The sequence below is a fragment of the Haemophilus sp. THUN1692 genome (genome assembly GCF_059704395.1).
The window spans coordinates 242,782-265,692 of the sequence record NZ_AP046579.1 but is presented as its reverse complement, the minus strand read 5'-3'; the positions used below and the strand labels follow the sequence as shown (position 1 = coordinate 265,692).

Below are 22,911 nucleotides of genomic sequence, written 5' to 3'. Positions count from 1 at the left end.
TTTTAACTTCTTCCATTTGAAAACAACACATAAAAATATTGCGTGCCATTTCTGAATACGCAATTATTTGAACAATCTGGATTAATCCCGTTTTCGACTCAGCAACCACCAAATCATCACAATAAATAGCAAACTTGGCATTAGCGCACCGAAAACAGCAGGCATGTTATAAACAACGCTCATTTGCCCGAAAATTTCATTTACGACATAGAACAAAAAGCCAAAACAGATGCCAGTTACAATTCTAGCTCCTGCTGTCACACTGCGTAGCGATCCAAAAATAAAAGATAATGCCAATAACATCATCACACCAACAGACACAGGTTGGAAAATTTTTCTCCAAAATGTGAGTTCAAAGCGACTCACATCCTGACCTGTTTCACGTAAAAATGAAATGTAATTATACAAACCTGAAATAGACAGTGATGTAGGACGTAAAGAAACAGCGCCTAATTTATCTGGCGTTAAATTTGTTTCCCATTTTTCCGATAAGCGATTACTTGTCGTGATTTCATCTTTGCTAATCATAGAATGGTTCACTTGACGTAAAGTCCATTTACTTTCATCTTCCGAATAACTTGCTTGGTTAGCATGTTTCAACTCCGTCAAATTACGATGCTGATCAAAAGTATAAATATAAATATCGTTTAATTTTGCGTCATCAGTAACACGTCGAACAAACACAAAATTATTACCATCTTTTGCCCAAACCCCATTTTTCATGGAAAGCATTGAACCACCCGAAAGTGCTCGAGCACGCATATCACGTGCGAACTGTTCTGTTTGTGGAATCCCCCACTCACCAATCACCATGGTTAACAACACTAATGGTAATGAGGTTTTCATCACTGCCATACCAATTTTAAAACGAGAAAATCCAGCAGCTTGCATAACAACGAGTTCGCTTCGACTTGCAAGGTTGCCTAAAGCCATTAGAGCACCAAGCAATGCTGCCATAGGAAAGAAAGTTTCAATATCTTTTGGAATGGTTAACCCAGTAAAAGCCACCGCTTGCCAAATATCATAAGTACCTTTACCTACGCTACGAAATTGTTCCACAAATTTAATAATGGCAGAAAGCCCAACCAATGTAAGCAAAGTGGCAAAAATTGAGCCAAGAATACTTTTTCCAATATAACGATCGAGGGTATTCATCATTTTGCTTATCCTTTTCTACTAAATAAATGGCGGAATTTATACATCACAGCGCTATCCCAACCGTTTAACACGATACCAAGCAACAAAAAGCCAATATTAACAAGAGGCATAAAAATAACAGCCTCTAATTTTCCTGCTGCCCCCGCAGATTTAAAGGAACTTTGTAATAAAAAATAAATTAAATAGAGTAAAAGTGCGGGTAAAATTTTGGCAAATCTACCTTGTCGCGGATTTACACGACTTAACGGAACAGCAATTAACGCCATTAGTGGAACAGCTAGGATTAATGTAATACGCCAATGCAATTCAGATTTCGCAGAAGGAGAGTCTAAAGCGATAAGTTGAAACAACGTTAATTCCGCTACTTCATCATTCATATTTTCTGTTTCCTGATGACCTAAATAGGCTTGATATTCATCAAAATGCGTAATGCGGAAATCAGGCAAAACAGACGTGCCTTCAACTCGTTGCGTATTTTGTAAATTCAGAATTTGATCGCCATTTGGAAGTGATTTTAGTTCGCCTTTTTCAGCAGTCACAACTGACGGTTTCGTTTGTCTTTTTGGTGCCGTTTGGAACAAATACACATCATTAATTTGGTTTCCCTTGATACTATCAATAAATAAAACAAAATTGTTGTTATTCGTTGCTATAAACTGACCAGAAGCAAGCGCCCCCATTGTTGGATTCGCTTTGGCATCTTCCACAATTGCAGCTTGTTTTTGAATTGACCAAGGCGAAAGCCACAAGACGTTATAAGCAGCAAGTCCCGCAGTAATCAATGAAAGCATTAACGCCACACGCACTAAAACACGCTGTCCGACACCACAAGCACGCATCACCGTTATTTCACTTTCAGCGTAAAGACGACCAAAAGTGAGTAAAATCGCAATAAACAAACATAATGGCAACATTAATTGCGCCATAGCAGGCATGCCTAGCCCAAGCAAGGAAAATACCAAATCAGCTGGCACTTTACCATTAGCCGCAGATCCCAGTACGCGCACTAACTGCTGAGAGAAAAATATCAGCAATAAAATGAACAAAATGGCGACTTGGCTCTTAAATACTTCTTTCGTTAAATATCGAATTAAAATCATCTTATTTCGTTTGTTTTTCTAAATCTAAAACGGAGGAAAACTGGATAAAATCGGTCGCGTATGATACCTTATTTTCGCTGAATTAAACAGAAATTTAAGGACATCAAATGAAATATCAAGCAAAAAACACCGCACTTTCTCAAGCTGGTGATTGCATTGTTTTAGGCGTATATGAGAACAATGAATTTTCAAAAAGTTTCCATGAAATCGATCAATTAACCCAAGGCTATTTAAACGGTTTAGTAAAATCAGGTGAGCTAACTGGCAAATTAGCCCAAACCGTTTTACTTCGAGATCTTCAAGGTCTGGCTGCTAAACGCGTGTTAATCGTTGGCTGTGGCAAAAAAGGAGAACTCACGGAGCGTCAATATAAACAAATCATCCAAGCTGTATTAAAAACGCTAAAAGAAACCAACACGCGTGAAGTTGTTTCTTATTTAACTGAAATTGAATTAAAAGATCGCGATATTTATTGGAATATCCGCTTTGCGATTGAAACGATTGAACACACCAATTATCAATTTGATCATTTCAAATCTCAAAAAGCAGAAACCTCTGTTTTAGAATCGTTCATCTTTAATACGGATTGTGAGCAAGCACAACAGGCTATTGCTCATGCCAATGCGATTAACTCAGGTATAAAAGCAGCACGCGACATCGCAAATATGCCACCAAATATCTGCAACCCTGCTTATCTTGCTGAGCAAGCAAAAAATTTAGCAGAAAATTCTACCGCACTTTCTTTGAAAGTTGTGGATGAAGAAGAAATGGCAAAACTTGGAATGAATGCTTATCTTGCTGTCTCAAAAGGCTCTGAAAACCGTGCTTATATGTCTATTTTGACATTCAACAATGCGCCAGATAAAAACACCAAACCCATTGTACTTGTAGGCAAAGGATTAACCTTTGATGCGGGCGGTATTTCACTTAAACCTGCCGCTGACATGGATGAAATGAAATATGACATGTGTGGTGCAGCTTCTGTCTTCGGCACAATGAAAGCCATTGCAGAGTTGAATTTGCCATTAAACGTTATTGGTGTTTTAGCTGGTTGTGAAAATCTGCCTGATGGCAATGCTTATCGCCCTGGCGATATTCTCACCGCCATGAACGGTTTAACCGTAGAAGTGCTGAATACCGATGCGGAAGGTCGCTTAGTCCTTTGTGATGCCCTTACTTATGTTGAGCGTTTTGAACCAGAGCTTGTTATTGATGTTGCAACCTTAACGGGGGCTTGTGTCGTTGCGCTTGGGCAACACAATAGCGGATTAGTTTCTACAGATAACGCTCTTGCCAATGCACTACTCCAAGCCTCAACAGAAACTACTGACAAAGCGTGGCGTTTACCATTAAGCGAAGAATATCAAGAGCAACTGAAATCGCCTTTCGCCGACCTTGCCAATATTGGGGGTCGCTGGGGTGGCGCAATTACAGCAGGTGCATTTTTGTCTAATTTCACGAAAAAATATCGCTGGGCACATTTAGACATTGCCGGTACGGCTTGGCTACAAGGCGCAAATAAAGGCGCAACTGGCCGCCCTGTTTCGCTATTAACCCAATTTTTGATTAATCAGGTTAAATAACCACAAAACTGGCACACGTTGCACCTTTAAATCGATTACTCTGCTAGTTCGGTTTGCTCATGTGCCATTAACTCTTGCCCCACATCATCAAGCAAACTTAGATAACGTTCATATTGTTTCAACATATCTGCAATCAATTCATCTTGATCCATATATTGAACATCGTAACCTACTCGTCCATCAAAAAAATAAGTGTAAGGTTCATAAGTAGTGCTATGCTGAATGTGTGGTAAATTTTCATCGTTAATTAATTGCTCTGACACCTCTCGCCCAACAGATTTAATACCATACATAAAATCTCGCATTGATTCTTTATGAATTACCAATTCCAAAGCTGGCTCTTCTTGTTCAAATAATGTGTTGATTTCTACACTTAAATTATATTTTCCTGTTAATTCTTGACGTAATTCTCGCATAGCGGGTAACGCCGTATTTTTAAGAAAACGTAAAATATCTTTCTCTTGCGTTTGGTTCATCATTTGCTCTAAATGTGATTTCCATTTATCGCCGCTCCAGAAAATGCTAGTTGGATTGACTTTAGTAGAAAAATATTTTTTATCCGCAATTAAGCCTTTCCATAAACTAAAACACATTACCAACATCAATAAAGCAAAAGGCAAGGCAACAATTAATGTCATTGTTTGTAAATTAGCTAGTCCACCAGATTGCATAAGAACAATCGCGACAACTGACATCAAAGTTCCCCACATTATCGCTTGCCATGCAGGCGAAGCTAAACTTTTATCACGAGATGCAATGTTATTTAACACATAAATGCCTGAATCTGCTGAAGTAATAAAAAACAATGAAATCACTAATAAACTCACAAAGCCCGTTACTGTTGGCAAAGGCAGATAATTTAAAAATTTAAATAATAAAATTTCTGGAGAAGAAATAAATTCGCCAAGCTCGCCCGCAGCAATGCCATCATTTAGCCATACTGCTGTATTACCAAAAACAGTAAACCATAAAATACCAAATAAACTTGGGATAACTAATACGCCAAAAATAAATTCACGGATAGTTCGTCCTTTAGAAATACGGGCAATAAATAGCCCCACAAACGGAGCCCAAGAACACCACCAAGCCCAATAAAGCACAGTCCATCCACTAAACCAGCTAGTATGTTCTTGTTCATAAGCATAAGTTTTAAAGCTAAGCTGTACTAAATTGCTGAAATAATTACCAATATTGTCGCTAAATGCAGATAAAAGGTATAACGTCGGCCCGGCAATTAAAACAAAGAGAAGCAAACCAAATGCTAAAGTTAAGTTAATTTCACTTAATATTTTCACGCCTTTTCCAACACCAGAAATGGCAGAAAACATCGCTAAACACATCACCACAACAATAACGCCAACTTGTAAAGCAAAGCTGTTCTGACTTATCCAATCTATTTGTTCAAGCCCTGCACCAAGCTGTGATGAACCGAAACCTAATGTGGTAATAATCCCAAATAATGTGGCAAGTAACGCCATAACATCAATTGCATCACCGATTTTGCCATTAATACGATCTTTTAATAAAGGATAAAAACAAGAGCGCAACGCTAAAGGTAATTTATAACGAAACCCAAAATAAGCTAATGCTAAAGCAATGGTGCCATATACTGCCCAAGCGTGAATGCCCCAGTGGAACAGGGTGTGAAGTAAAGCTTCTTGTTGTTTATGTTCGGCTGAACCCGTTGTAATGTCAGAAAGATAATAGGTTAATGGTTCTGCTACGCCAAAAAACATCAGTCCAACCCCCATTCCAGCGGCAAATAACATCGCAAGCCAAGATAAGAAACTAAATTCAGGTTCTTCTTCATCCTGCCCTAGTTTTATATTGCCAAGACTACTTACTGATAAAATTAATAAAAATCCTAAAAACACTGAAAAAGTGAGAACATAAAACCAACTAAAATTGGCAAAAATGCTAGTTTTAGCTTGATTCAATAATGCTTGCGTTTGTGCTGGGACAATTAAAATCATCGCCATAAGTAACAACACAAAAAATAATGTAACGCCAATTACCAAAGGATTAAATGACGTTCGCTTTGTCATAAATTGAAATAAAAACAAACTGTTCCCCTTAACGATTAAATGAATAAATTAAAAAATAGATTTAATAAACATTGCCTAGAGGCAAAAGTGTGTAATGGAACCACTACAAATGACAGCACATAGAAGTGCGATTTTGAAGGAAACGTTCAGTAGGAATTGAAGGCTTGTTTCCTAAAAGTTAATACATGATAACAAAATGTAGTTATTATTTCAAATTAGTGAAGATTTGTTTAAAAGTGCGGTGAACAATCAAATATTTTTCTTTATATAATTTTCTAAAATAAATCTTGATAAAGAGAAGGTAGGGATGAACTTTATTATTAATAAAAAACCGCACTTGGAGAAAAACAAAGTGCGGTCATTTTTACTACATCACCGACACCGCTTTAATTTGAATATAGACATCTTGCCCAATAGAAAAACGCAGTTCATTTTGCGCCCATTTACTGATACTTGCCCAAATCTTATGCCCTTCCACTAATACGGAAAGATCCACTCTGGAATCTTGTATCTCAATTTGTGCGACTTGACCACGTAAAATATTACGAATACTTGTTTGTTCTGGCTTTTGCAGTGTAATAGAAACATCTGAACTATAAATACAAACTCGCACTCGCTCGCCTACATTTGCGGGCACTTGATGAATCCAAAGTGCTTGTTCGCCTAAGGAAAGTGCGGTCATTTTATAAGGTGGATTATGCAAATAAACAGGCAAGGCAAGTACACTACTCTGTTCTCTTTCCCCTTTCCAAGGGGCAAAAATAGCACTATTCCAAATTTTTTCTACGCTGTCATAGGCTTTCACGATGCCGTTTTCCATCAGTACGACCCGATCAGCTAAACGTAACAGTTCGTCCAAGCTATGTGTAACATATAAAATCGGGATATTAATTTCTTTAGAAAGACGTTCCAAATATTGCATTAGCTCGCGTTTGCGGGGAACATCAAGGGCTGAAAGTGGTTCGTCCATCAGTAAAATGTCGGGCTCAGCCAACAATGCTCGACCGATTGCTACACGCTGCTTCTCACCACCAGAAAGCGTGAGCGGATAACGCTTTAATAAGTGAGTAATCCCGAGAAGATCGACAATATAATTAAAATCATCTTGCGAGACATTTTTCATGCCATAGCGCAAATTTCCTTTTACGGTATAGTGAGGAAATAAGCGCGCATCTTGGAATACATAGCCAATTTTACGCAAGTGGGTCGGCAATGATTCTTGGCTTTCCATATCCACTAAAGTGCGGTCATTTAAACGGATGAATCCTTCGTCTGGTTGTATCAAACCACTGACGAGATTAATTAGCGATGTTTTGCCTGAGCCAGACAAACCGAAAATTGCGGTTACGCCTTGATCTGGAACTTGTATATTCGCTTGCAAGGCAAGTTGCCCGAGCTGTTTTTTCACATTAATCTGCAACATTTCCTTGCCCTAATTTTTTCTGCATTCGCTTGCTCAACCACTCTGACAATAGCAAAGAAATCAATGAAAGAATGATAGCAAATAAACATAAGCGAGCAGTTTGTTCTTCTGCACCGGGTGTTTGAATAAAAGAATACATCGCAAGTGGAATCGTTTGAGTTTCGCCTGCAATGTTCGATACAAAGGTAATGGTCGCGCCAAATTCCCCTAATGATCGTGCGAAACCAAGCACGAGCCCAGCTAAAACCCCTGCTAAAGAAAGCGGCAAGGTTATTGTAAAAAATACACGCCAAGCGGAAGCGCCCAATGTTTGCGCTGCTTGCTCCAATTTAATATCAATATTTTCTAAAGAAAGTCGAATCGCGCGAACAACCAATGGAAAGGCAACCACCGCAGAGGAAAGCACCGCACCTTTCCAACTAAAACCAAAAGATAAGCCAAACCACTGATATAAATACTTACCAATGAAACCATTGCGCCCCATTGCCACAAGCAATAGATAACCGATAACCACAGGTGGCAACACTAAAGGCAAATGAATTACGCCAGTAATCAGGGATTTTCCATAGAAATTTTTACGCGCTAAGAGCCACGCGACAAAAATGGCTAACGGCAGACTCCAAAGCATGGAACTAACAGCGACACTCAGGCTTAAATTAATCGCTGAGATTTCCATTGGAGTCAGATTGAAAAATGAAAAAAATTGAGTAAGCAAAATGAATCCTTATACAAATAGCCTCTCTTTAAATCCCTTTTTATGAGAATATCCCACATTAATGAGAGGTAAGATACTCTATAATAACAAAAGGGCAGAAATATCCGCCCTTCATGACTATTGAGATTCTATCTTATTTTGCAGAGAAACCATACCCTACAAGTACTTTCTTCACAGCATCTGATTCTAAATATTTCAAGAAGTCACGAGAATCCGTATTATCATGATCTTTCAAAATAGAAACGGGGTAAACAACGGGTTTATGGCTATCCGCAGGGAAAACCGCAACAGTTTTAACTTGTTGGCTAATTTTTGTATCAGTGCTGTACACAATACCGTAAGGTGCTTCTGCACGTTCAACTAAAGCTAATGCGCCACGCACATCTTTTGCACGCGCTAAACGATCTTGTACTTTATCCCATAAATTTAATTTAGTTAATGCTTCTTCTGCGTATTGACCAGCAGGCACGTGCGCAGGATCGCCAACAGATAAATAGCTATCTTTTAATGCATTAATCCATTCGCCTTTTGCAATATCCACAGAATTTACCGCACTTTTTGCTGGTGCGATTAAGACTAAATCATTACCCACTAAAACTTTTTCAGTTTCTTTCACGGTTAAGTCTTTTTCAGAAAGATATTTCATCCATTTATTGCTTGCAGAAACAAAAATATCCGCTGGTGCGCCTTCTTCAATTTGTTTTGCTAAAGTTGAAGAAGAAGCAAAAGAAAACACCACTTCATTTTTTGGATTTTGTTTTGCGTAATCTTTTGCTACTTGTTGTAAAGCATCTGTCATTGAAGCCGCTGCAAATACAGTCACTTTAGCGGATGCCGCAAAAGAAAATCCTAATCCTGCGATTAAAAGTGCGGTTGAAATTTTAGTTAATTTTTTCATGAATCATCTCCTATGATTAAACGTTATTTACTTGATTATATATTGAAATAAATAATAATCATATAGCAAAAGAAAAATTATTTAGTAAAATATATAACGCTTATGCTTACTTAGGACAGCAAAATGAAAAACACCGAAATTTTACTCACCGTTAAACTTCAACAAGAACTTTTTATCGATCCAAAACGAGTGCGTTTACTCAAAGAAATTCAACAATGCGGTTCGATTAATCAAGCAGCTAAAAATGCAAAAGTGAGCTATAAAAGTGCGTGGGATCATTTAGAAGCCATGAATAAAATCAGCCCTCGCCCATTGCTTGAACGAAATACAGGTGGAAAAAATGGTGGAGGCACTGCGCTTACCACTTATGCCGAGCGTTTGCTACAACTTTATGATTTATTAGAACGTACGCAAGAACACGCTTTTCATATCCTACAAGATGAATCTGTGCCGTTAGATAGTCTACTCACGGCAACCGCACGTTTTTCTTTACAAAGTAGCGCACGCAATCAATTTTTTGGGCGAGTGGCACAACAGAGAATCATTGACTCTCGTTGTGTTGTTGATGTGAATGTACAAGGATTACCAACGCCGTTGCAAGTTTCTATTACCACAAAAAGCTCTGCTCGTTTGAAACTCATTACGGAAAAAGAAGTGATGTTGATGTTCAAAGCACCTTGGGTGAAAATTAGTGAAAAACCACTGGATAATCAATCTAATCAGTTCCCTGTAAATATCAAATCACTAAATAAAGAAGAAGCCATCCTTCAATTTACTGACAGCGACATTGAATTTTGTGCCACGGTCCACCAACCAAATCAATGGCAAATCGGGCAGCAAGTTTGGATTCACATTGATCAAGAGCAAATTATTTTAGCAACGCTAGGTTAATCTAAAAGTGCGGTAAATATTGGAAGAACATTTTAATCTCATAAAAAAACAGGCTTGATGCCTGTTTTTTCTTATTGAATAAAACCCAAAACTAATTAGAAAGATTTTTTAACAATCAGCGTAATGCCATCCACGCGTTCAACTTCAATCAATGCACCGACTGTAAGATTATCACCTTGAATGCGCCAAGTTGTGTCGCCAAAAGCGCCCCGACCAATTCCATTCGCGCCAAGTTCTTGAACAATGCCTTGTTTACCAAGTAAGGCATGATCGCGTTGGTTTAATGTTGAATAAGATTGATCATGACGATCTTTACCATGTTGATATTTCCACCAAATCACAGAAAGTATACAAGCTAATAGCGCATAAAAAATAGCAAGTGAGGCAAGAGAAAGGCTTGGAAAAAGAAATTGTACAAATGCCGTCACTAAAGCCGCTAAGCCCCACCATAGCAAAAATATCCCTGGTGTAAGCACTTCACCAATAAGCAAAATAAAGCCTAAAATCAGCCAGTGCCAAAGTGTCCAATTTATTAACCAATCCGCCATAGATTCTCCTATTTGTTGTAAGGGTTTTTTATTACAAAAGTCCAGTGATAAACGATTAAAAAAATTACCGCACTTTATCTAAATTAAGATTTTTTATCGCCCTTTAATAACTCCGCAATACCAGCAACAGAACCAATTAAATTGCCAGCTTCTAATGGCATAAGCACGACTTTACTGTTTCCTGAACTACCGATTTCTTTCAATGCTTCCGTGTATTTTTGAGCGATAAAGTAGTTAATCGCTTTGGTATCACCACTGGTAATTGCTTCTGATACCATTTGCGTTGCTTTTGCTTCAGCTTCTGCGGCTCGTTCTCGAGCTTCAGCTTGTAAAAAGGCTTCTTGTCGCTCCCCTTCCGCTTTTAGAATTCTAGCTTGTTTTTCACCTTCAGCACGGAGAATCTGAGCCTGACGAATCCCTTCAGCCTCTAATACTTCAGCACGTTTATTTCGTTCCGCTTTCATTTGAGCATTCATAGAATCAATCAATTCACGAGGCGGACGAACATCACGAATTTCAATACGAGTTACTTTTATCCCCCATGGATTTGTCGCTTCATCCACAATAGCCAATAATCGACTATTAATAGAATCACGTTGGGAAAGCATTTCATCAAGCTCCATCGAGCCAAGCACGGTTCGAATATTTGTCATGGTTAAATTGATGATAGCTTGTTCCAAATTATTCACTTCATAAGCCGCACTTCGGGCATCAATCACTTGCACAAAACAAACCGCATCAATAGAAACATTGGCGTTATCTTTAGAAATCACTTCTTGGGAAGGAATGTCTAAAACTTGTTCCATCATATTAATTTTACGACCAATACGATCAACAAAAGGCACTACTAAATTTAACCCAGGCATTAATGTTCTTGTGTAACGACCAAAACGTTCGATTGTCCAGTTATAGCCTTGTGGTACGGTTTTCACTGTAGAAAACAAAATTAATGCGACTAATATCACAAAAATTAATGTGGAAATAGCGAATCCATCAAGCATATTTTTTCTCCTTTATTAGGGTAGATTTAATGAAAAAAGTCTATCAAATCCACCCGCACTTTTATAGCCTATTTTGTATAAAATTAAGGCAATTTTGCCACCACTGCATAGCCTTCAATTAAGCCTTCCACCTCATAAGAAGCATTCGCGGTAATGAAAGCTGTCTCACCTTGTTTCAAAGAAAGTGCGGTCATTTCTGAGCGTAAATTTAACTGCCCCTTCATCACCAATAAAATACTCGCACTTTGTGCTTTTAAATGATGCGTTTCACCACATTCATATTGAATATTTAGCAAAGCGAAATCTTGCGCAGGAGTAGCATAAGTAAATATACGCGTGTCTTGAGGTGCCGACGGGATAATTTTAGGCTCCACTTCACGACAATCAACAATTTTAAGCAATTCTGGAATATCCACATATTTAGGCGTTAAACCACCTCGAATCACATTATCCGAACAAGCCATCAGTTCAATATTTTGCCCACGCAAATAAGCGTGTGGAATGCCAGCATCTTGGTAAATTCCCTCGCCTTTTTTGAGGTGCACAATATTAAACAAATAGAAGCAGATTAAACCAGCATCTAATTTATCTAAAGAAATATTCATTGCATCAATGGTGTAAAGCACCCAATAATCTGGATTAGTTAAATCCAGATTATTAGCCTCATAAGCAGTTTGATTCTCCAACAGAATAGGGTAAAGCCATTGGTGTAGCTGAGCTTGTTCTGCTTGCATTATATCGGCATAGAAAGCATGTAAATCTTGTTCATTCAATTTTTTTGCAAGCGGGGCTAAAGATAATCTCGATTCTAAAGTCTCAATAATGTCCGATTTATTTTTAAAACCATGCAACAACCAGAAATCAGATAAAGCAATCATCATTTCAGGTTTATGATTGTTATCTTTATAAGTCCGTGTTGATGCTTTTAAATCAATGCCTTTCGCATTTTCTTCCGCAAAACCTATTTCAGCTTGCGTTTTTGTTGGATGAAGTTGAATGGAAAGAGGTTGAGCGACATCAAGAATTTTTAATAAATACGGTAATTCATCACCAAAACTGGCTCGGCTTTGTGCGCCAAGTGCGGTAGGATTTTTCTGTAAAAATTCAGTAAGTAATACATTTTTACCATCGACTTCAATGGTTGAAGGCGCAGAATGATGAGCGCCTAACCACCATTCAGCATAATATTGATTTTCTTCTGCAGGAATATTCAGTAATTGAGGAATATATTGATGCCCTCCCCATACGTAATTTTGGAGTGAGCCAGTAAGTTTATAGATCATTTTTAATTTTTCCATTGAATCCTATCTACACCACAGTTTTATTTACATAAATAAAAAATCCGCACAAAGGCGGACTTTTTTATCGTAAAGAAATTATTTATTTAAGCTTAATACCACTGATTCTCCAGCGACCACTTCACCTGATTTTTTCACAATGCAAGAAATTTCATCCATATTGGAAATAACAACGGGTGTTAATACAGATTTTGCTTTTGATTCTAATAAAGGAAGATCAAATTCAATCACGGTATCACCGCGCTTAACAGATTGACCTTCTTGCGCAATACGAGTAAAGCCTTCACCTTTCAGCTCAACGGTATCAATACCAAAGTGTACAAATAATTCTACACCTTCTTTTGATTCCATTGAGAAAGCATGGTTGGTTTCAAAAATTTTACCAATCACACCATCCACTGGCGCAATGATTTTGTTACCGGTAGGACGAATAGCAACACCATCACCCACGATTTTTTCAGAGAAAACCACATCGGGAACATCTTCAATATTTACAATCTCACCAGAGATAGGTGCATAAATTTCAACTTCCACAGATTTGTTTTCTTTTGAACCGAATAACTTGTCAAATAAGCCCATTTTAATCTCCTATCAATTCATAGATGGTCATTATTTTAACGTAAAATCAAACAATTTTGTTTAATTTAATGCATTTTCCGCCAAAAATTCTTCGATTAACTGCTCAATTTCCGAAGCGGTCGGTTTTTGTAATGCGGCATTAGCAAGGGCTTTTGCATCTTGGAAATTCATATTACGGATTAATTTTTTAATTCGAGGTACAGAAATAGCACTCATACTAAATTCATCTAATCCCATACCAAGTAGTAATAAGGTTGCACGTTCATCACCAGCTAATTCACCGCACATTCCCGTCCATTTACCCTCTGCATGAGAAGCATCAATCACTTGTTTAATTAAACCAAGCACAGATGGCTGCATTGGATTGTAAAGATGCGAAATTAACTCATTACCTCGATCCACCGCCAAAGTATATTGAGTTAAATCGTTAGTACCGATACTGAAGAAATCCACTTCTTTAGCTAAGAATTTTGCATTTACGGCAGCGGATGGCGTTTCAACCATGACACCTACTTGGATATGCTCATCAAACGTTTTACCTTCCGCACGTAATTCAGCTTTTAATGTTTCAATAACCGCTTTTAATTCTTGAATTTCTTCTACAGAAATAATCATCGGGAACATCACTGCCAATTTACCAAACGCTGAAGCACGCAACACCGCGCGTAATTGTGCATTTAAAATTTCACGACGATCTAACGCAATACGAATCGCACGCCATCCTAAGAATGGATTCATTTCTTTTGGTAAATCTAAATATGGAAGCTCTTTATCGCCACCAATATCCATAGTACGAAGCACGGTTAAACGCCCGTTCATTGCTTCTACGACTTCTTTGTAGGCAATGAATTGTTCTTCTTCCGTCGGAAGCTGTTCACGATCCATAAATAAGAATTCTGTTCGGTATAAACCAATACCTTCCGCACCATTGCGATCTGCCCCTTCACAATCACGGATTGTCCCGATATTCGCGACGACATCAACCTTGTGTCCATCCAAGGTGATTGCGGGGAGATCTTTTAATTTAGCTAACTCTGCTTTTTCCTCAGAAATTTTAGCTTCAAGGTTTTTTAATTCATCAATCTGAGATTGTGTTGGATTGATATAAACTTGATTATTTATCGCATCTAAAATTAAGTAATCACCTGTATTGACTAATTCGGTCACATTATTTGTGCCTACAATCGCCGGTAATTCTAAAGAACGCGCCATAATAGAAGTATGAGATGTTCTACCACCAATATCAGTGACAACCCCTAATACTTTTTCAAGATTAAGTTGAGCGGTTTCTGACGGAGTAAGATCATAAGCAACAAGAATTGATTCTTCTTGAATATCTCCAAGATCAACTATGTACATGCCCAAAATATTTTTAATTAAACGGTTACCAATATCACGAATATCGCCAGCACGCTCTTTCAAATATTCATCATCGATCTCCGATAACATTGTGACTTGTTGATCAATAATTTTGCTCGCTGCAACTGCGGCATTGACTTTATTTGAACGAAGGTAATCAAGAATTTCTTCTTCTAATTCCTCATCCTCAAGAATCATCAAATGACCTTCAAAGATCGCAGCTTTTTCTTCACCTAAAGAAATTAATGCACGCTCTCTGATTGAATGAAGTTGTTCCACCGCCAATGCACGACCTTCATAAAATCGAGCGACTTCTGCGTCAATTTGATCATCAGTAATTTTTTGCGTATCAAGAATAATCTTTTCTTCTTTAAGAACAAGTGCCTTACCAAAGGCAATACCTGGGGATGCGAGAATGCCAGAAATCATAGATACCTTCCGAAATAATTAAAAAAGGGATAGATAAACAATAGCCATAAAATTTCTCAATTTTATGGCTACGTCAGTATTATTCTAAAGTTGGAATTAAAGCAACTAAATGGTCTACAGCCTGTTGCTCATCTTCGCCTTCTGCAGAAATGGTAATCACTGTTCCCTGCATTAACCCTAATGTTTGTAGCTTAAACAAACTTTTTGCACTTGCGCTCTTACCAGCAGACGTGACTGTGATATCAGAAGAAAATGCTTTAGCTTCTTTCACAAATTGTGCTGCTGGACGAGTGTGTAAACCGTTTAGCGCGGTGATTTCAACATCTTTTGAGTACATAATGCTACCTCTACTAATTAATGGTTAAAAAATAAAAAACTAGGAAGTTGCCCTAGTATCCTTTTTCAAAGCAAAATAATCAAGAATAAACACTAAAAAGCTTGAATTAAATCATAAAAAAAAAGATAAATAGTTTATTTATTACACATAGTGCGCAATCGTTAAACTGCTGAAAAATGACGCTGTGATTTTGTTTCACGCAAACTTTCAATTAATCGATGATAATTATCATAACGAACAGGCGAAATTTTCCCTTGCTCCACTGCTTCACGTAATGCACATCCTGGATCGCTCAAATGTTTACAATCACGGAATTTACAGGTTCCCAAAACATATTGAAACTCTCGATACCCTTTTGTGATTTGCTCTGCATCTAAATGCCAAAGCCCAAATTCTCTAATTCCTGGCGAATCAATTAAATTACCACCTTGTGGCAAATGGTAAAGACGTGATGATGTCGTGGTATGCTGCCCTAGCCCTGATGTTTCACTCACATCCCCTACTTGAGCGTTTACGCTAGGCAAAATATGATTAATTAAACTCGATTTACCGACACCAGATTGCCCAACAAAAATCGCTGTGCCTTGTGCCAAAAGTGCGGTTAAATTTTCCATATTTTCACCGCTCTTTGCTGAAAGCATTAAAATCTCATAGCCAATATCTTGGTAAATTTTAAGTTGGTCTTCAATTTCTTGACGCTGTTCTTGTGCCAATAAATCCGCTTTATTCAAAACAATGAGAGGCGTAATTCCCGCAATTTCACACACCACAAGATAACGATCGATAATATTTAAGGAAAGCGTTGGCAACACCGCTGATACAATAATAATACGATCAATATTCGCCGCAATGGGTTTCAAACCATCATAATAATCAGGGCGGGAAATTTCATTTTCTCGAGGGTGAATCGCCTCAATCACGCCACTCACACCTTGTAATTGTTCATTGCCTTTACGCCAAACAACTTTATCTCCCACCACCAAACTCGACAAAGTTCGACGCAAATTACAACGATAAATTTCGCCTTGTTCATTTTCGACATCTGCATGAATCGAATAACGCGTTACCACAACACCTTCTTGTGATTCACCAAGCATTTCATCTGACCATTCAATCTCTTTTTTCTTATGGCGATGTAATGTTTTCGCATTATTCGATTGAATTCTTCTAGTTTGGTTCTGAGTTAATTTACGTTTATCCATAAAAGTGCGGTCGTTTTTTCCCTTGTTTTTGGTAAAATGAAAAAAATTTTTGCATAGGATACCTGATATTATGTCATTCGATAAACAAAATCTTATTTGGATTGATTTAGAAATGACCGGTTTAGATCCGGAAAAAGAACGTATTATTGAAATTGCGACTATTGTGACAGATAAAAATTTGAATATTTTGGCAGAGGGCCCAGTATTAGCGGTTCATCAGTCTGATGAATTACTCAATAAAATGAATGATTGGTGCCAAAAAACACATAGTGAAAATGGCTTAATTGAACGCGTAAAAGCCAGCAAACTTACCGAACGTGCAGCAGAATTACAAACCTTAGACTTTTTAAAAAAATGGATTCCCAAAGGTTCATCGCCAATTTGCGGTAACAGCATTGCCCAAGATAAACGCTTCTTAGTGAAATATATGCCTGATTTAGCCGATTATTTTCATTATCGTCATTTAGACGTGAGCACATTAAAAGAACTTGCTGCACGTTGGAAACCTGAAATTTTAGAAGGCTTCAAAAAAGAGAATACGCATTTGGCGCTAGATGACATTCGAGAATCGATTAAAGAGCTAGCTTATTATCGCGAACATTTCATAAAATTAGATTGACGAAAACTTCAACAAAAAATTTCTTTTTATGAAATTGCCCTTGCAAGCCCTAAAAATATTTGTATAATGCGACCTCATTCACTGATGTGAACTGCGGGAATAGCTCAGTTGGTAGAGCACAACCTTGCCAAGGTTGGGGTCGCGAGTTCGAGCCTCGTTTCCCGCTCCAATTTCACATTATAAAGCATTATTGCGGGAATAGCTCAGTTGGTAGAGCACGACCTTGCCAAGGTCGGGGTCGCGAGTTCGAGCCTCGTTTCCCGCTCCAAATATCAATCCCTAGCCAAAAGGCTGGGGATTTTTTCTATCTACAAAAATAGATCACCAAAATGTTAAAAAGTGCGGAAAAATAAAGGCTTGTGATTTAATAACACAAGCCTTTATTTTTTATGCTTTCTTCAACCGTTTTGCGCGACGTTTCATTCTTCTTACCCAACGGGTAATTCGCCATGCACGTGTAATTGAATAGACATAAAGGAAAAATAAAATGAAAAAGCCGACAAACATCGCCCATTCATTCACATAATAAACTTCCCCTAAAATACCGATAGTTGCACAAACTGCAGAAACAAACGTAATCAATAAAAAGGCTTGTCTTGATGTTAAACCCGCTCTCACCATTAAATGATGAACATGTAAACGATCTGGTCGGAATGGGCTTTTACCTTTACGTACTCGGCGATAAATAATCGCAACCATATCAATCAAAGGAATCGCAATAATCCAAAGTGCGGTTACTGGATTCATAGGATGCCCTTTTCCTTGCGTACTCAATAACAAAATCCAAATAATGGTAAAGCCAATTAATGTACTCCCCGCATCGCCCATAAACACCTTATATTTCGGTCCAAATGGAATCCCTAGATTTAGCATCAAATAAGGTAAAATCGATACGATTAAAGCAAAACTCCAGTGCGCCATATCCATTTGCCCATCTCGATACATTAAAATACCAATCGCGGCAAAAGAAACGCAAGAGAGCCCACCGAGCAATCCATCAATACCATCAATCATGTTAAAGGCATTAATAATCGCAATAGTGGCAAAGACGGTAATAATCAAACCAATTGAACCAAGTGTTAACTGGAAAGGCCCTAAAATTTGACCTAGATGATCAAGACAAACATTCCCAAGATCGATCATTAAAATCGCCAGTATTGCTTGAATCCCTGCTCTTAAGAAAGGACTGATATCAAATCGATCATCTAAAATCCCAATCGCTAATAAAACAAAAATACTGAACAAATAGAGATACGGTAATCGAAGCTGATCCCATTCCATCAAGTAATAGCAAAGATTTCCAACAAAAAGCGACACACCACCGATTAGCGGAATTGCGCCTTGATGACGTTTACGATAGTTTGGCTTATCAACTAATCCAATCCAATTGGCAACTGGTCGCATCACAATCAATGTTAAAAATGCGCCAAGAAAAGTAATAAAAATACTCAGCATAGTGTGACCCTAAAATTTTTTTGTAAAGGATAACATAAGGCAAATTTACCTAGAAATATATTTTTATAAAAAGGACTATCCAATATTTCGATACAGCACGTTACGTAATATTTCTCTTTGCTGAGAATCCAAAGCTTGCCCAAATTGGTTCGTCAAAATAAAAAAGTCCTCAGCTTTCTCGCCCACAGTGGTAATTTTCGCATTCAATAAATTGAGATTTAGCTCACTGAAAATCTGGCTCACTTGCGCTAATAACCCAGGTTTATCCAACGCAACCAGTTCCATTTCAGTATGTTCTTTTTTGTTTTCATGTAAAAAACGCACGTCGGTTTGTACAATAAAATGTTGAAGCTGACGATTAGGCATAATAGAAAGTGCGGGTAATTTTTCACTTTGAAGAGCTAATGTTAGGGCTTGCTCTAATTCTCGGCGACGATCAAATTCCACTAATTCTCCGTTAAGTTCTGTGATGATAAAGCTATCAAAAACATAACCATCTTGTGTCGTAATAATCTGTGCATCGTGGATACTGAATTTTTTTGTGCCAATGGTACTCACGACTTTATTAAATAAATGCGGTTGATCTTGGCAATAAATAAACACTTCCGTGCCGCCAAGTGAAAAGCGATTACTAATTTTCACTAATAATGCCTCAGCGAAATCCACTAGCAAACTTGTATGCCACACGATTTGTTTTGGCGTATTACGCACAAAATAATCTTCAGGACAACGAGCCCATAATTGCTCAATCAAGATTGGTGCAATATCAGAATAATCCTGCGTTAAAATTTGTTGTGCAAGTTTTCGGTTTTCTTCCGATTTTTCTGAGTAATCAAGTAATTCTTTCATGCCTTGTGCAAATTGCTGTTCTGTAAATTCATATAAAGAGGCAAAAAGAGAACGTTTCCAGCTATTCCACAAATTACCATTGGTTGCACAAATATCCGCCACCGTTAAACAGGTGAGATAATCTAATCGAACTTGATTTTGCACGGCTTCCGCAAAATTCATAACTACTTCAGGATCATGAATATCACGACGTTGCGCAGTAATTGACATCAGCAAATGGGATTTTACGAGCCAAGCAAGGGTATCAATTTCTCGACGATCTAAACCATGTAATTGCGCAAAGTCTGCCACATCTTCTGCGCCAAGCTCTGCGTGCTCACCGCCTCGCCCTTTTGCAATATCATGGAACAACGCAGCAATATAAAGTAAAGTGCGGTCAGAAAGTTGACTAAAAATTCGATAAGCAATGGGATGTTCTGGAGCACTTTCCTGTGACAGAAAACTTTCCAATTTCAACATCACGCGTAATGTATGCTCATCCACCGTATAAATATGGAATAAATCAAATTGCATTAATCCCTCAATGGCTTGCCATTGCGGAAGATACGCTGTTAATACGCCATATTGGTGCATCGGCATAAACACACGCTTAATCGCATTAGGTTGATTAAACAAACGTAGAAATTTTTCCCGAGCTGCAGGAATTTCACATAATTTTTGTGGTAATTGATCTAAGGAAATTTGTAATTGACGCAAGGTATCAGAATGAATATTGGCCTGTTCGTACTGCGTTAAATAAAAGAATAGATCTAAAATTCGCTCTGGTTTTTCTTGAAAAACAAGGCTATTACGCAAACATAAGCATTGCTTAATCAGTTGAAAATCATTGTCTAACTGATGAATCACGCAGTCCTGATTTGATGAAAGCACATTTTCTCGATAATGCTGAATCAACAAATTACTAATCAGAGAAATTCGGTGCAGAGCTTGAAAAAAACATTTCATCATTTTTTCCACAGCTTGATTGCCTTCTCCGCGAAAACCCAACAATTCACTGACTTTAATTTGACGATCAAACAACAGACGATTATCGTAACGTTTCAAAATCAAATGCAAAGCGAACCGCACTTTAAATAAAAATGCACGACTTTCTTGTAGTTGCTGATATTCTTGAGGATAAATAAAACCACTTTGTAAAATGGCCTCAAGGGTCAAAGCGCCCGAATGACGCAACGCCACCCAATACAACAAATGCAAATCACGCAAACCACCCGGGCTATACTTAATATCTGGCTCAAGGTTATAAGCCGTATTGTGATAACGCTGATAACGTTCTATTTGCTCTTGCACTTTGGCATTAAAAAAATCTTCTTTCGACCAAAAATCAGCACGTTTTACCAATTTATTTAGCTCATCAAAGTGCGGTCGATTTCCAGTAAGAAATCTTGCTTCTAATAAATTGGTGGCAATCGTAATATCTTGTTTCCCTTCCGATTCGCATTGCTCTAAGGTTCGAACGCTATTTCCCACCTCAAAGCCACAATCCCATAAAAATTGGATAAATTGGGTGATTTTTTCTTCAATTTCTGGGCTAGGTATTTGCTCGACCAAAATTAAAAAATCTAAATCCGACAAAGGAAACATCTCACTCCGTCCATAACCGCCCACCGCAATTAAAGAAATCCCCAGTTGTTCACTTAATCCCATTTCCTGCCAAAGTTGAATCAATAAGGCATCATAAAAATCACTGCGATTTTCAATAAGCTCAAAAATGGAATAACGAGAAAAATTCTCTAGCTCAAATTGCTTGAGATTTTCTCGCTCAATTTTGACCGCACTTGGCGTTAAAGGAAAAGATAATGACAAAGGAAACAGCATTTTGATTGTCTTTTAGTGGTTTTAAGTGGCTTTATTATAAATAAAAACGAAGCCAATAGGATTTTTTCTTAAGATACTATCGAAGATAAATTTTGCTTAATTTTCAGTCCGTTAAACCAAGCACACCTATTTATAGGTATTCATATCTTTTAAATTTGAGATAGATCAAAGAAATCATATCTAAGATCAACTAGAATACAAATTTTTTATTTATCTATAAGTGGGGGAACATAATGGATAGCTTAAACCATTCTTCAGAATCGACGTCTGAAATAGGGAAATTGCTCTTATTACTTTTTGTCATTTTACCGCTTGGTATGGCCGTGAGCGTTGGTATTTATGGCTTTATCGTTTGGTTTTTACAAATGTTTGTTATCGGCTTGCCGAGCGCATAAATTTCATTTTTATTTCAGGAGAAGCTAATGAAAAATAAAATTAAGGCTTTTTTCTTAAAGCCTTCTAACCGTATTGGTTTTGGCTTGTTAGTCACACTCGGCTTTATTGCTGGGGCGATTAGCTGGCAACAATTCAATAATGTGATGGATATTACAAGCAAAGAAGAATTTTGTGTAAGCTGCCACACGATGCAACAACCTTTTGAAGAACTTAAACAAACCGTTCACTGGAAAAATAACAGTGGAGTTCGAGCAACTTGTTCTGATTGCCATGTTCCACATGAAAAAACCGATAAGTTTGCTCGCAAAATGCAAGCAAGCAGAGAAGTTTTTGCGGAATTTACTGGCAAATTTAAGGATGAAGGTAGCTTTGAACAACATCGTGCAGAAATGGCTAAACGTGAATGGGATCGTTTTGCTGCAAATGGTTCAAAAGAGTGTAAAGCATGCCATAATTATGAACGAATGGATTTCGACAAAATGTCAAAAGCTGCTCAAAAAGCGATGAAACCAGCAGCAGAGCGCAACCAAAGTTGTATGGATTGCCATAAAGGCATTGCCCACCATCTTCCAGCTAAAACACAAAGCGATGCGAATGCTTCTAAATTTGAAGACTTAGTCACTACAAATTTAACACCATCACAAACCTATTATGCGAAAGGCAGTGTGGCAGTGTTTAGTGATGAAGCCTTAACTCAACAAATTGGTACACTTGAAACAGCGACACCGATTAATATGGCAAAATCAACAGGAAAAGCAGATCAAGTTGAACTAAATATGTGGCGTAAAAACAAAGGTTTTGGTCGTATTTGGTATAACCAATTTGCGAAAAATATTACTGATGCCGTGCTCACAAAAGAATTTATGCAATCTGAACCGCACTTTGATGTACTAGAAACGAAAGAAGATCCACTTACTGGCCTTGAATGGCAAAAAGTGAAACTTTCAGCTTGGATTGCACCAAATCAATTAATCAATAATATTGATGCCGTATGGCAAAGTGCAGAAAACACCTATAAAACGCAATGTAGTACTTGTCACCGCCAACCACAAGTTAATCATTTTGATTCCAATACTTGGATTGGTTTATTTAAAGGAATGGTTGGATTTACCAACATTGATGAACAAACAGGCAAAGAAGTATTACGTTATTTACAACTTCATTCATCAGATTTTGATGCGCAACATAATGAAGCGAAATAGGAGATT

At 37.7% G+C, this 22,911-nt stretch carries 20 protein-coding genes and 2 tRNA genes; 7 read left to right on the top strand and 15 right to left on the bottom strand.

Translation table 11 applies throughout. From position 1 onward, the window contains the following. Window positions 1-81: 81 nt before the first annotated feature. Window positions 82-1,158: an LPS export ABC transporter permease LptG gene (gene lptG, locus AC6H0A_RS01225; protein WP_005640444.1), complete on the bottom strand. Its 1,077-nt coding sequence runs from the start codon at window positions 1,156-1,158 to the stop codon at window positions 82-84. Window positions 1,159-1,163: 5 nt separating this feature from the next. Then, on the bottom strand, window positions 1,164-2,258 hold the full coding sequence (gene lptF / locus AC6H0A_RS01220) for an LPS export ABC transporter permease LptF (protein WP_005640442.1): 1,095 nt from the start codon (window positions 2,256-2,258) through the stop codon (window positions 1,164-1,166). Window positions 2,259-2,365: 107 nt separating this feature from the next. Between lptF and AC6H0A_RS01215 the strand changes: the two genes are divergently transcribed. Beyond that, window positions 2,366-3,841: a leucyl aminopeptidase gene (locus AC6H0A_RS01215; RefSeq protein WP_005640441.1), complete on the top strand. Its 1,476-nt coding sequence runs from the start codon at window positions 2,366-2,368 to the stop codon at window positions 3,839-3,841. A 35-nt stretch (window positions 3,842-3,876) separates the two neighbouring features. On the opposite strand, the gene AC6H0A_RS01210 is transcribed toward AC6H0A_RS01215, so the two are convergent. The 4 genes from AC6H0A_RS01210 to modA form a co-directional block, all read right to left on the bottom strand. Continuing rightward, window positions 3,877-5,904, bottom strand: a complete 2,028-nt coding sequence (locus AC6H0A_RS01210) for a BCCT family transporter (RefSeq protein WP_179230746.1) — start codon at window positions 5,902-5,904, stop codon at window positions 3,877-3,879. A gap of 349 nt (window positions 5,905-6,253) precedes the next feature. Beyond that, window positions 6,254-7,309: a molybdenum ABC transporter ATP-binding protein ModC gene (gene modC, locus AC6H0A_RS01205; RefSeq protein WP_005640437.1), complete on the bottom strand. Its 1,056-nt coding sequence runs from the start codon at window positions 7,307-7,309 to the stop codon at window positions 6,254-6,256. Next, entirely contained in the window at window positions 7,296-8,024 is a 729-nt protein-coding gene (modB, locus tag AC6H0A_RS01200; RefSeq protein ID WP_005640435.1) for a molybdate ABC transporter permease subunit, read from the bottom strand. Before modB ends, modC begins: the two co-directional genes overlap by 14 nt. 133 nt (window positions 8,025-8,157) lie before the next feature. Beyond that, window positions 8,158-8,922, bottom strand: coding sequence for a molybdate ABC transporter substrate-binding protein (gene modA / locus AC6H0A_RS01195; protein ID WP_005640433.1), 765 nt, complete (start codon window positions 8,920-8,922; stop codon window positions 8,158-8,160). A 123-nt stretch (window positions 8,923-9,045) separates the two neighbouring features. Between modA and AC6H0A_RS01190 the strand changes: the two genes are divergently transcribed. Continuing rightward, entirely contained in the window at window positions 9,046-9,813 is a 768-nt protein-coding gene (locus tag AC6H0A_RS01190; protein WP_005640430.1) for a TOBE domain-containing protein, read from the top strand. 95 nt (window positions 9,814-9,908) lie between these two features. On the opposite strand, the gene AC6H0A_RS01185 is transcribed toward AC6H0A_RS01190, so the two are convergent. The 7 genes from AC6H0A_RS01185 to rsgA all read right to left on the bottom strand — a co-directional run bounded on the left by AC6H0A_RS01185 (window position 9,909) and on the right by rsgA (window position 16,566). Next, a complete protein-coding gene (locus AC6H0A_RS01185; protein ID WP_005640428.1) occupies window positions 9,909-10,361 on the bottom strand; it encodes an NfeD family protein in 453 nt (150 codons plus the stop codon). A gap of 83 nt (window positions 10,362-10,444) precedes the next feature. After that, the gene (locus AC6H0A_RS01180) at window positions 10,445-11,362 is read right to left on the bottom strand and encodes an SPFH domain-containing protein (protein WP_005640426.1); all 918 of its coding nucleotides are present in this window, start codon (window positions 11,360-11,362) and stop codon (window positions 10,445-10,447) included. Between the two features lie 83 nt (window positions 11,363-11,445). Beyond that, window positions 11,446-12,645, bottom strand: a complete 1,200-nt coding sequence (gene manA, locus AC6H0A_RS01175; protein WP_044232340.1) for a mannose-6-phosphate isomerase, class I — start codon at window positions 12,643-12,645, stop codon at window positions 11,446-11,448. Between the two features lie 93 nt (window positions 12,646-12,738). Next, window positions 12,739-13,239: a PTS glucose transporter subunit IIA gene (gene crr, locus AC6H0A_RS01170; RefSeq protein ID WP_005640422.1), complete on the bottom strand. Its 501-nt coding sequence runs from the start codon at window positions 13,237-13,239 to the stop codon at window positions 12,739-12,741. 60 nt (window positions 13,240-13,299) lie between these two features. Then, a complete protein-coding gene (gene ptsI / locus AC6H0A_RS01165) occupies window positions 13,300-15,027 on the bottom strand; it encodes a phosphoenolpyruvate-protein phosphotransferase PtsI (RefSeq protein WP_497512259.1) in 1,728 nt (575 codons plus the stop codon). Window positions 15,028-15,106: 79 nt separating this feature from the next. Continuing rightward, on the bottom strand, window positions 15,107-15,364 hold the full coding sequence (ptsH, locus tag AC6H0A_RS01160; RefSeq protein ID WP_005640418.1) for a phosphocarrier protein Hpr: 258 nt from the start codon (window positions 15,362-15,364) through the stop codon (window positions 15,107-15,109). Between the two features lie 161 nt (window positions 15,365-15,525). Next, the gene (gene rsgA / locus AC6H0A_RS01155; RefSeq protein WP_005640416.1) at window positions 15,526-16,566 is read right to left on the bottom strand and encodes a small ribosomal subunit biogenesis GTPase RsgA; all 1,041 of its coding nucleotides are present in this window, start codon (window positions 16,564-16,566) and stop codon (window positions 15,526-15,528) included. Between the two features lie 70 nt (window positions 16,567-16,636). On the opposite strand from rsgA, the gene orn reads away from it, so the two are divergent. From orn to AC6H0A_RS01140, 3 genes are all read left to right on the top strand, one after another. Continuing rightward, on the top strand, window positions 16,637-17,185 hold the full coding sequence (orn, locus tag AC6H0A_RS01150; protein ID WP_005640414.1) for an oligoribonuclease: 549 nt from the start codon (window positions 16,637-16,639) through the stop codon (window positions 17,183-17,185). Window positions 17,186-17,278: 93 nt separating this feature from the next. Beyond that, window positions 17,279-17,354 (top strand) — tRNA-Gly (locus tag AC6H0A_RS01145). Window positions 17,355-17,377: 23 nt separating this feature from the next. Continuing rightward, window positions 17,378-17,453: transfer RNA gene (locus tag AC6H0A_RS01140), tRNA-Gly, on the top strand. Window positions 17,454-17,572: 119 nt separating this feature from the next. Here AC6H0A_RS01140 and wecA read toward each other — a convergent pair. Both wecA and glnD read right to left on the bottom strand, forming a co-directional pair. Further along, window positions 17,573-18,640 carry a UDP-N-acetylglucosamine--undecaprenyl-phosphate N-acetylglucosaminephosphotransferase gene (gene wecA / locus AC6H0A_RS01135; protein WP_005640412.1) on the bottom strand — a complete coding sequence of 356 codons (1,068 nt, stop codon included), beginning with the start codon at window positions 18,638-18,640 and terminating at the stop codon, window positions 17,573-17,575. Window positions 18,641-18,715: 75 nt separating this feature from the next. Then, on the bottom strand, window positions 18,716-21,307 hold the full coding sequence (glnD, locus tag AC6H0A_RS01130) for a bifunctional uridylyltransferase/uridylyl-removing protein GlnD (RefSeq protein ID WP_005640411.1): 2,592 nt from the start codon (window positions 21,305-21,307) through the stop codon (window positions 18,716-18,718). Between the two features lie 233 nt (window positions 21,308-21,540). Here glnD and AC6H0A_RS01125 point away from each other — a divergent pair, with 233 nt between their 5' ends. Together AC6H0A_RS01125 and torC are read left to right on the top strand one after the other, a co-directional pair. Further along, window positions 21,541-21,702, top strand: a complete 162-nt coding sequence (locus tag AC6H0A_RS01125; protein WP_005640409.1) for a nitrate/trimethylamine N-oxide reductase NapE/TorE — start codon at window positions 21,541-21,543, stop codon at window positions 21,700-21,702. A gap of 27 nt (window positions 21,703-21,729) precedes the next feature. Beyond that, window positions 21,730-22,905 carry a pentaheme c-type cytochrome TorC gene (gene torC, locus AC6H0A_RS01120; protein WP_005640407.1) on the top strand — a complete coding sequence of 392 codons (1,176 nt, stop codon included), beginning with the start codon at window positions 21,730-21,732 and terminating at the stop codon, window positions 22,903-22,905. Window positions 22,906-22,911: the final 6 nt, after the last annotated feature.

Coding starts and splice junctions, on each gene's coding strand:
- lptG (WP_005640444.1), bottom strand. CDS start 1,158: ATGATGAATACCCTCGATCGTTATATTGGAAAAAGTATTCTTGGCTCA.
- lptF (WP_005640442.1), bottom strand. CDS start 2,258: ATGATTTTAATTCGATATTTAACGAAAGAAGTATTTAAGAGCCAAGTC.
- AC6H0A_RS01215 (WP_005640441.1), top strand. CDS start 2,366: ATGAAATATCAAGCAAAAAACACCGCACTTTCTCAAGCTGGTGATTGC.
- modC (WP_005640437.1), bottom strand. CDS start 7,309: ATGTTGCAGATTAATGTGAAAAAACAGCTCGGGCAACTTGCCTTGCAA.
- modA (WP_005640433.1), bottom strand. CDS start 8,922: ATGAAAAAATTAACTAAAATTTCAACCGCACTTTTAATCGCAGGATTA.
- AC6H0A_RS01190 (WP_005640430.1), top strand. CDS start 9,046: ATGAAAAACACCGAAATTTTACTCACCGTTAAACTTCAACAAGAACTT.
- AC6H0A_RS01185 (WP_005640428.1), bottom strand. CDS start 10,361: ATGGCGGATTGGTTAATAAATTGGACACTTTGGCACTGGCTGATTTTA.
- AC6H0A_RS01180 (WP_005640426.1), bottom strand. CDS start 11,362: ATGCTTGATGGATTCGCTATTTCCACATTAATTTTTGTGATATTAGTC.
- manA (WP_044232340.1), bottom strand. CDS start 12,645: ATGATCTATAAACTTACTGGCTCACTCCAAAATTACGTATGGGGAGGG.
- crr (WP_005640422.1), bottom strand. CDS start 13,239: ATGGGCTTATTTGACAAGTTATTCGGTTCAAAAGAAAACAAATCTGTG.
- ptsI (WP_497512259.1), bottom strand. CDS start 15,027: ATGATTTCTGGCATTCTCGCATCCCCAGGTATTGCCTTTGGTAAGGCA.
- ptsH (WP_005640418.1), bottom strand. CDS start 15,364: ATGTACTCAAAAGATGTTGAAATCACCGCGCTAAACGGTTTACACACT.
- rsgA (WP_005640416.1), bottom strand. CDS start 16,566: ATGGATAAACGTAAATTAACTCAGAACCAAACTAGAAGAATTCAATCG.
- orn (WP_005640414.1), top strand. CDS start 16,637: ATGTCATTCGATAAACAAAATCTTATTTGGATTGATTTAGAAATGACC.
- wecA (WP_005640412.1), bottom strand. CDS start 18,640: ATGCTGAGTATTTTTATTACTTTTCTTGGCGCATTTTTAACATTGATT.
- glnD (WP_005640411.1), bottom strand. CDS start 21,307: ATGCTGTTTCCTTTGTCATTATCTTTTCCTTTAACGCCAAGTGCGGTC.
- AC6H0A_RS01125 (WP_005640409.1), top strand. CDS start 21,541: ATGGATAGCTTAAACCATTCTTCAGAATCGACGTCTGAAATAGGGAAA.
- torC (WP_005640407.1), top strand. CDS start 21,730: ATGAAAAATAAAATTAAGGCTTTTTTCTTAAAGCCTTCTAACCGTATT.